At 65.5% G+C, this 8,403-nt stretch carries 11 protein-coding genes; 3 read left to right on the forward strand and 8 right to left on the reverse strand.

Features of this window, described 5'->3' with window-relative positions:
* Positions 1-152 precede the first annotated feature (152 nt).
* The 3 genes from B2J89_RS19360 to B2J89_RS19370 are packed head-to-tail and all read left to right on the forward strand — an operon-like array spanning position 153 to position 2,428.
* Positions 153-926, forward strand: coding sequence for an O-antigen ligase family protein (locus B2J89_RS19360; protein WP_169170532.1), 774 nt, complete (start codon positions 153-155; stop codon positions 924-926).
* Positions 923-1,669, forward strand: coding sequence for a hypothetical protein (locus tag B2J89_RS19365; RefSeq protein ID WP_205763904.1), 747 nt, complete (start codon positions 923-925; stop codon positions 1,667-1,669). Before B2J89_RS19360 ends, B2J89_RS19365 begins: the two co-directional genes overlap by 4 nt.
* A 15-nt stretch (positions 1,670-1,684) precedes the next feature.
* Positions 1,685-2,428 carry a glycosyltransferase family 25 protein gene (locus tag B2J89_RS19370; RefSeq protein WP_169170533.1) on the forward strand — a complete coding sequence of 248 codons (744 nt, stop codon included), beginning with the start codon at positions 1,685-1,687 and terminating at the stop codon, positions 2,426-2,428.
* A gap of 1 nt (position 2,429) precedes the next feature.
* On the opposite strand, the gene B2J89_RS19375 is transcribed toward B2J89_RS19370, so the two are convergent.
* The 8 genes from B2J89_RS19375 to B2J89_RS19405 form a co-directional block, all read right to left on the reverse strand.
* Positions 2,430-3,524 carry a glycosyltransferase gene (locus B2J89_RS19375; protein WP_173025322.1) on the reverse strand — a complete coding sequence of 365 codons (1,095 nt, stop codon included), beginning with the start codon at positions 3,522-3,524 and terminating at the stop codon, positions 2,430-2,432.
* 58 nt (positions 3,525-3,582) lie between these two features.
* Positions 3,583-3,789, reverse strand: coding sequence for a zinc-finger domain-containing protein (locus B2J89_RS19380; protein ID WP_169170535.1), 207 nt, complete (start codon positions 3,787-3,789; stop codon positions 3,583-3,585).
* Positions 3,790-3,792: 3 nt separating this feature from the next.
* Positions 3,793-4,731 (reverse strand): branched-chain amino acid transaminase, encoded by a 939-nt coding sequence (locus B2J89_RS19385; RefSeq protein WP_169170536.1) that lies wholly within the window; start codon positions 4,729-4,731, stop codon positions 3,793-3,795.
* Between the two features lie 40 nt (positions 4,732-4,771).
* A complete protein-coding gene (locus tag B2J89_RS19390; RefSeq protein ID WP_169170537.1) occupies positions 4,772-5,218 on the reverse strand; it encodes a glycerate kinase in 447 nt (148 codons plus the stop codon).
* 254 nt (positions 5,219-5,472) lie between these two features.
* The gene (gene radA, locus B2J89_RS19395; RefSeq protein WP_169170538.1) at positions 5,473-6,852 is read right to left on the reverse strand and encodes a DNA repair protein RadA; all 1,380 of its coding nucleotides are present in this window, start codon (positions 6,850-6,852) and stop codon (positions 5,473-5,475) included.
* A gap of 158 nt (positions 6,853-7,010) precedes the next feature.
* Positions 7,011-7,142, reverse strand: a complete 132-nt coding sequence (locus tag B2J89_RS23145; RefSeq protein WP_256368391.1) for a hypothetical protein — start codon at positions 7,140-7,142, stop codon at positions 7,011-7,013.
* 59 nt (positions 7,143-7,201) lie between these two features.
* The gene (locus B2J89_RS19400) at positions 7,202-7,627 is read right to left on the reverse strand and encodes a barstar family protein (RefSeq protein ID WP_169170540.1); all 426 of its coding nucleotides are present in this window, start codon (positions 7,625-7,627) and stop codon (positions 7,202-7,204) included.
* A 140-nt stretch (positions 7,628-7,767) separates the two neighbouring features.
* Positions 7,768-8,172 (reverse strand): ribonuclease domain-containing protein, encoded by a 405-nt coding sequence (locus tag B2J89_RS19405; protein ID WP_169170539.1) that lies wholly within the window; start codon positions 8,170-8,172, stop codon positions 7,768-7,770.
* Positions 8,173-8,403 lie beyond the last annotated feature (231 nt).

Genomic DNA, 8,403 nt, shown 5'->3' on the forward strand with positions numbered 1-8,403 from the left:
CAGTGCTGTTCGATGCCAAAACGCGCCGCCATTGCCTGTACGCCTTCATGGCGGCGATGGGCTTCATCCTGGCCTCAGCCTATGCCGGCATCTTTGTTGCGCTGCCCTGGTCGGCCACACAGCAGACCGGCTGGGGCGTGGACCATACGGTGGTGGGCGACTACATCACGCAAAGCGTGATGATGAGTTTCTTCGTGCTGGCCTGCCTGGCCTTAGTGTGGAAATGCACAACCCCCTGGACGCGCGCTGGCTGGGTCCTTTTGGCGCTGCTGGGGGCGGTGAGCATCACGCACATGTCATGGGGGCGCACGGGGGTCTTTCTGTTGGGCAGCTGCCTGGTGGTTGCCGGCGTGGCGGCAGCGCCTGGCAAAAAGAAGCTTTGGGTGCTGGGCGCCACCGTCGCCCTTCTGGGTTTGGTCGCAGTGAGTTCGCCGCTGTTGATGGGCAAGATCCGGCTGGGCTGGCAGGAGGTGCAAAGCCATGAGAGCAACAAATACAGCTCTCTGGGCCACCGTTTGTACAATTACAAGTCCGTCGTCGCACTGATCCAGCAACACCCCCTGGCGGGCACGGGCACGGGCTCTTTTGATACGGAAGCCTGTCGCTTGAACACCCGGCCCGAGGACTGCCAGGAATTTGGCTGGCATCCACATAACCAGTACCTGTTCTTCATGGTCGAAAATGGCGCGCTCGGCGGCTTGCTGTTCGTGGCGCTGGTCGCCAGCCTGTTCTATGCCGCACGCAGGCGCAGCATGCCCGATCAATTCCTGCTGCTGGGCTTTGCCACGGCGCTGGCGGCTGACAGCTTGGTCAATTCGCCCCTGTTCAGCGCACGCGAAAGCCACTTCTTCGTGTTCATGATGGCCTTGTTGATTGCCGGCCCGGTGATCGAGCAGCAGACTGAACCACCGAAAGCCACGCCATGACGCCCACGATGCCGCCGGTCTATTCCCTGCACTGGGACAACATTTCCCCCGCCATTCTGCAGGGGCAGGCCGCCGTTTTTTCCAAGCTCGGGCTGGACCTGCGCCAGGAGCGCCACCACCACAAGGCGCATGGCGTCTGGATGAACGAGGTCATCGAGCGCCACCAGCCCGGCGACGTGATCGTGTTCTGCGACATCGATGCGTTCCCGCTGCACACCCAGGCGTACCGCGAAGCGGTGCAGAGCGCCGAGCGCGGCGCCGTGTTCGGCCTGTCGCAGTTTTCCAACCACAAGAAAAACACCGAGGTGTATGCCGGCCCGATGTTCATGGCCTTCACGAAGGCGACCTGGCAGGCGCTGGGCAGCCCGAGCCTCAAGTCCAGCGAGCGCTTTGACGCCGCCGAGGTGCTGTCGGCCCGTGCGCGCGCGCAGCAGGTGCCACTGGCGCTCAAGCCCCCCACCAGCTGCATCGTCTCGAAATGGGCGCTGGGCCATGAAGGGGTGTTCGGCATCGGCACGTTCTATGGCAAGAACGAGTTCTTTCACCTCTTCGAATCGCGTTTTCCGGCCTACGAACGCCTGTTCTCGATGGTGGTCGGCGACGTGCTGGCCGAGCGGCCGCTGAACTTTCGCGGCTACCTGGAAACCGCGCAGCATGCCGAGGCCGAAAACGCCGGCACGCCGCGCCGCAAAAAAAGCCAGCGCCTGGTGCCCAAGTTCCTGCGCAAATATTTCTCGCATTGACCGCAGGCCGCCACCATGTCGCTCCCTATCTTCTATATCAATCTGGCACGTGACACGGAGCGTCGCGCGAAGCTCGAGGCCGAGCTGGCCCGCCAGGGCCTGCACGGCACGCGCTTCGAGGCGGTGTGGTGGGCCGACCTGGACGAAGCCGAGCAACAACGGCTGTACTCGGCCGAACTCAACGCACGCCAATACCACGCCACGCTGGTGAATGGCGAAAAAGGCTGCTATGCCAGCCACCTGCGGCTGTGGCAGCAGCTGCTCGCCAGCGGGGCGCCCGCCATGGTCGTGCTGGAAGACGACGTGGGCTTGAAAGACGGCTTCGCCGCGCTGCTCGAGGCGATCGGCCAGCGCGCGCAGCCCTGGGACATGGTCAAGCTGATAGGCCGGGAGCGCGATACCTTCCGCGGCCGCTGCCTGTTGGACCGGGGCGTGGAGCTGGTCGATTACAAGCGGGTGCCCAGCATGACGGCCGGCTATGCCATCAGCCGCGCGGGGGCGCAAAAGCTGTGCCAGTCGCGCCTGCCGTTTGGCCGGCCGATCGACGTCGATCTGCGCTATTGGTGGGAGAACGATCTGGCGGTGCTGGGCGTCTCACCGGCCGCACTGGTGCTCGACGAGACCAGCTTCACCAGCAGCATCGGCAGCAAGGCCACGGCCGTGCGGTTGGGGCAGCGCTGGCGCAAATTCAAGCGCCAGTGTGCCTACAGCGCCCTGAGCGCCTGGCACAACGCCCGTCGCGGCCCGCTGCTGAAATAAGTCAGTGGCCTGCGTCGGGCCGCCGCGGCAGGCCCAGCAGCAGCTGGGCGTAGCGTGCGTGCATCAGGTGGCGGTCAAAGCGGGCTTCGGCCGCCTGGCGGGCGGCCAGCCCCAGCCGCGCCGCTTCGGCCGGATGGGTCAGCAGGCGCTCGAGCACGGCGGCCAGCGCGGCGGCGTCGGCTTCCGGCACCAGTTCGCCGGTCTGGCCGGGCTCGATCACGCCGCGCACCCCCACCACATCGCTGGCCACGCAGGCGCAGCCGGCAGCCATGGCCTCGACCAAGGCCAGCGGCATGCCTTCGTAGTGGGTGGAGAGCACGAACAGCGGGCTGCGCATGAGCCGCTGCGGCAGATCGGACACCTGCCCCCAAAAATGCACCTGGGACTCCAATCCGTGCGCGCGCACGCGGGCCTGCGCCTGCTGGAGCAGGGCCTTCTTGCCCAAGCCCGCGAAATACAAGGGCGGACGCAGCCCCTTTTGGGCCAGCAGGGCCACGGCATCGATCAGCGTGGCCTGGTCCTTTTGGCGCGCAAAGCGCGAGGCCATCACCAGGGCGGGCAGGCGCTCGGCCATGGGCAGCAGCTCGGCAGCCGGGAAGCGTTCCAGGTCCACGCCATTGGGAATGGCCAGGCAACGCTCGGCCGGAAAGCCCAGTTCGATCAGCCGGTCACGCACCCCGTCGGAGACGCCCACCAGGGCCGCGCTGCGGCGCGCCAGCCAGCGCGACTGCGCCAGTCGCCAGCGTGTGTAGCGCTCGCGCGAATTGTGCTCGACCTGGACCAGCTGCGGCACGCCTGCCCACAGGCCCGCATAACGGCCCCAGAGGTGTTCGCTGAAGCCGTGCGCCACCAGCACATCGGGCCGGTGCTGCACCGCCAAGTTGCGCAGCGCCACAATGGTCGCCGCGTGCGACCACCCCGGCACCACCCCCACGCGCAGCCCCTGGGCCCGCAGTGCCTCGACCCGGGCTGCGTCGGTGTTGCGCTTGCGGCGCAGCACCAACATCGCCTCCATGGCGTCGCTGCCACGCGCGGCCAGGCACAAGTCGACCGCCACCTGGGTGGCGCCAGAAAACCCACCCGTGACGAAGTGCATGACCCGCAGCGGCCGAGAGCCCCCGGGTTGGGACGGAGCCTCCACGGCGGCGCCGGACTCAATGATGGGAGGCTGCCGACTCACCCGCCTTGAGGCGGTACACCGTACCGCAGTAGGGGCACTTGGCCGCTCCGGTGTGTGCCACATCCAGGTACACCCGGGGGTGGTTATTCCAGAGCTTCATGCCTGCTTTGGGGTTGGGGCAAAACACCCCGCCCTGGTCGTTCAGGTCTTTGGCCAGCAGTTCAACAACGTTTTGGGACATGGTTCAGACCTTGGTGAGCCAGTGGGCGTACTTGGGATTGCGGCCATTGACGATGTCGAAGAAAGCGCTCTGGATCTTCTCGGTGATGGGGCCGCGGCTGCCGCTGCCGATCTCGATGCGGTCGAGTTCGCGGATCGGCGTCACCTCGGCGGCCGTGCCGGTGAAGAAGGCTTCGTCGGCGATATAGACCTCGTCGCGCGTGATGCGCTTTTGCACCACTTCCAGGCCCAGGTCCTTGGCGATGTGGAACACGGTGTTGCGCGTGATGCCGTTGAGGGCACCGGCTGACAGGTCGGGCGTGTAGACGACGCCGTTCTTGACGAGGAAGATGTTCTCGCCCGCCCCTTCGGAGACAAAGCCCGAGGCATCGAGCAGCAGCGCTTCGTCGTAGCCGTCGTCCAGGGCTTCCATGTTCGCCAGGATGGAGTTGCTGTAATTGCTGACCGCCTTGGCCTGCGTCATGGTGATGTTGACGTGGTGCCGCGTATAGCTGCTGGTCTTGACGCGGATGCCGCGCGCCATACCCTCTTCGCCCAAATACGCGCCCCAGGCCCAGGCGGCGACCATCAGGTGGATCTGGTTGCCCTTGGGCGAAACGCCGAGCTTTTCCGACCCGATCCAGGTCAATGGGCGCAAATAGCAAGATTCGAGCTGGTTCGCGCGCACCACGGCCTTCTGCGCCTCGTTCACTTCCTGGGGGGTGAACGGGATCTTCATGCGCAGGATCTTGGCGCTGTTGAACAGGCGTTCGGTGTGCTCTTCCAGACGGAAGATGGCCGTGCCGTCGGCGGTGTGGTATGCGCGCACGCCTTCGAAGGCACCACAGCCGTAGTGCAGGGTGTGGGTCAGCACATGGATCTTGGCATCGCGCCAATCCACCATCTGGCCGTCCATCCAGATCTTGCCGTCACGGTCGGCCATCGAGGGAACTACGGGGCTCATGGGTTTCCTTTGGGTTGCTGTCGGTCGCAAAAAAGGGATTTTACGGGGCTGGCGTGCCTTCGGAGCGCGGCGCGGGAGCGCTGGCGCCGCCATCGTCCTGGGCCGGGCGCGAAAGCTCCCACTTCACCAGGCGGCCGTGCAGGAACTCGCAGGTCACATACGATTTCGAGCCGTCGCTCCAGCGGTAGACCTCGGGCTGCGCATCCTTGGGCGAGACCGGCTCGCCCAGCGCGCGCGTCATGGCCACCACGTGCATCAGGGTCACGCCCGGGCGCAGCCTGGCATTGAGCATCACGGCGCTGCCGACGTAGCCGATCGGCCGGCCCGAGGCCTTGCGGATGATCGACATGAAGCGCGTGAAATGCAGCAGCAGCCACATGACGATCCCACCACCCACGGCGGCCACGCCCGACCAGCCATACGAACGGTATGCAGCCGCCATCAGCAGCACCAGCCCCACGGGCACCAAAATATTGCGCAAATTCATGGGCCGTATTGTCTTATGGACTGCCAAGGCGGCGGCTGTGGGGAGTGCGTATAGGGTCTTTGGCCGGGCGTCGGTGCCGCGGCGCGCCTTGCGCCCTGGCTGGGCCGGCCCGTGCGGCCGGTGGGCTCCCGCGATCGAGCTATCAAAAAAGGAGCTGCCAGCGCATGCCTTATCAAGGATTCGCCCACAATCCATGCTGAAACCATTGCAGTACGGGCGCTAAACGCTCTTGTTTTGATAGTGCACGCGGCGCCTCAATCGAGACCGCGCACGACCGCCATGGCCTCTTCCACGCGCTCCACGGGGTGAATGGCCAGACCTTCGATCGGCTTCTTGGGCGCGTTGGCCCGCGGCACCACGGCGACGCGAAAGCCCAGCTTGGCCGCTTCCTTGAGGCGCTCCTGGCCCCGCGGCGCGGGGCGCACCTCGCCGGCCAGGCCCACTTCGCCGAACGCAATGAAGCCCTGGGGCAGGGCCCGGCCGCGCAGGCTCGACGTGATCGCCAGCATCACCGCCAGATCGGCGGCAGGCTCGCTGATGCGCACGCCGCCGACCGCATTGACGAACACATCCTGGTCGGCGCAGGCCACACCGGCATGGCGGTGCAGCACCGCCAGCAGCATGGCCAGGCGATCGCGCTCCAGCCCCACCGAAAGGCGGCGCGGATTGGGCCCGCCGCCATCGACCAGGGCCTGGATCTCGACCAGCAGGGGGCGCGTGCCCTCCAGCGTGACCAGCACGCAACTGCCGGGCACCGGCTCGCTGTGCTGGCTCAGGAAAATGGCGCTGGGGTTGGTCACCCCTTTGAGGCCCTTCTCGGTCATCGCAAAGACGCCGATTTCGTTGACTGCGCCAAAGCGGTTCTTGATGGCGCGCACCAGTCGAAACTGGCTGTGGGTGTCGCCTTCGAAGTACAGCACCGTATCGACCATGTGTTCGAGCACGCGCGGGCCGGCCAGCGCGCCCTCCTTGGTCACATGGCCCACGAGCACGATGGCGACGCCCGAACTTTTGGCGGCGCGCGTCAGGTGCGCAGCGCACTCGCGCACCTGCGCGACCGACCCCGGTGCCGAGGTGAGCTGGTCGGAATACACGGTCTGGATCGAGTCGATCACCGCCACAGCCGGTTGCGTGGCCTCAATGGTGGCCAGGATTTTTTCGAGCTGGATCTCTGCCAGCACGTTGACCTGGCTGTGGTCGAGCCCGAGCCTGCGCGAGCGCAACGCTACCTGGGCGCCGCTCTCCTCGCCCGTGACGTAGAGCGTCGGCAGGCCGGCGCGCTGCAGCGCGTCCAATGCCTGCAGCAGCAGCGTGGATTTGCCAATGCCGGGGTCGCCGCCGATGAGCACCACACCACCCTCCACGATGCCACCGCCGAGCACGCGGTCGAGCTCCTCGATGCCACTGGCCGTGCGTGCCACTTCGGTGGCCTCGATGGCCGACAACGGCGCCACGGCCTGCGCCAAGGCCAGGCCGGCGTACTGCGTGCCGCTGTAACGGTGCTTCGCCCCACCCACGTCCGCGACCGACTCCACGAGGGTGTTCCAGGCGCCGCACTGCGGGCACTTGCCCAACCACTTGGGGCTGGTGCCACCGCATTCGGAACAGATGTAGATGGATTTTTCTTTGGACATAGGCGCACAGGGAAAGGGCTGACCACTATAGCGAGCGGTGCAGTTCTGCTGCGTTGACGATGCCGCCCAGGGCCTGGCCAGATGCGCGAAACCCGCCTCTGGGGCGGGTTTGGCAGTTTCGCAGGCGCGGTGCGCCGCGGCCAGGACGGCAACGCACCTCAGGCAGCCGCGAGCCAATAGCCCGAGTTGAAGGGGCTGCTCATCCGCAGCGCCAGAGGGGTCACATCCACGAGCTTGTCGGTGGGCATTTTCTCGGCGGCGTCCGCCGCGATGGCAATGCCTTGCACCACGCCCGCTGCCTGGTTAGCCTCGCTCGCCCGTTCTGCCTGGCCGTAGGATGCAGAACGGGCTACAGAAAAGAATAGAAACAGCGGAACGGGATCTTGCGGTCGCTCCAGAAGTCTGCCGCGTCGCGGAACACATCAAGCAGTTGCTCGCGTGCTTCCTTGTCGAATTTGACCGTCGTTGGAATCTGTTCGAGCACCACGATGAAGCCCGGCTGCGGACCCGACTTGTGCAGCGGATCGGTCAGGCAGTCGGACAGCGCATCGAAGTTTTTGCCGAAATGCGCCGGAAAAGTGAACTGCTGGGCAATCAGATCCAGCACGTCCTGCTTGGTCTGGGCATGGGCGAGGTTGGCGTAAAGGAAGTGGTGCCCCAGCGCAGCGGCCGCACTCTGCAGGTCCGGCACGCGATGGGCGCGAATGGACTGCACAATGTTGGCGCGCGTGCCGCGCAGCGGGGAATCCGGGTCTTTACGAAGTGGCGTATCCATCTCCGCGTCTCTTTCTTTTGAAGTCCAAAAATTCGCCCCTGCGCGTGCGCCTGGCTGCGCCAGCGCGCCGGGCAGGGTGTCAAACGGGGCCGGCGTCCATCCCCGTACCAAGGAGAGCGGGCTGTGCGTTGCAGTAAGGGTCATTCGATAATTTCGCGAAAACTGGCGTAATGGTCGGCGGTGTAGTAACAGGCATCGGGGGTGCGGGGCTGCCCTCCGCATACAATACGGCGCGCTCCCCGGTTGCGTGCCCCCGGGGTTCCCACGGTGTACTCACGGTAGTACCCCCGTTTCTGCGCAGGCAAAAGGCGTTCACGGTTGCCAAACACCGTCCCGTCCTTGTCGTGCGGAAAAGGGCCCCCTTCTCGGATCAGCGCATAAGTGGCGCGGCCCTGGGAAGGCAGTTGCGCAACGGCGATGGGGGAAGAACTGTCAAGGAGCGCAGGCTTCTTGGCATGCCCCATGGCCGGCGCCAACGCGAGCGCAGCACCCAAAACACACGCAAAACCTGCCTGGTACGCCCGGGTGGCAAAGGCCTTCAGCATCAATCTACACCTTTCAGAAACTACGGGTTAACCCGAAATTTCAAGGCGCTAGTGTGACGGAATCCCTCTGAAAATGCAAGGGCCTGCCCAATCATTGGGCAGGCCCTTGCAAAGATTGCGCCAATTTTAAGTTAGCGCCCGCTATCGCACCAGTCTTTATCGCGGCACGTTGGCGTCTGCCACGGTCAGGGCGGTGATGTTGACGATACGCCGCACCGTGGCGCTGGGCGT

The organism is Acidovorax sp. SRB_24 (genome assembly GCF_012931925.1).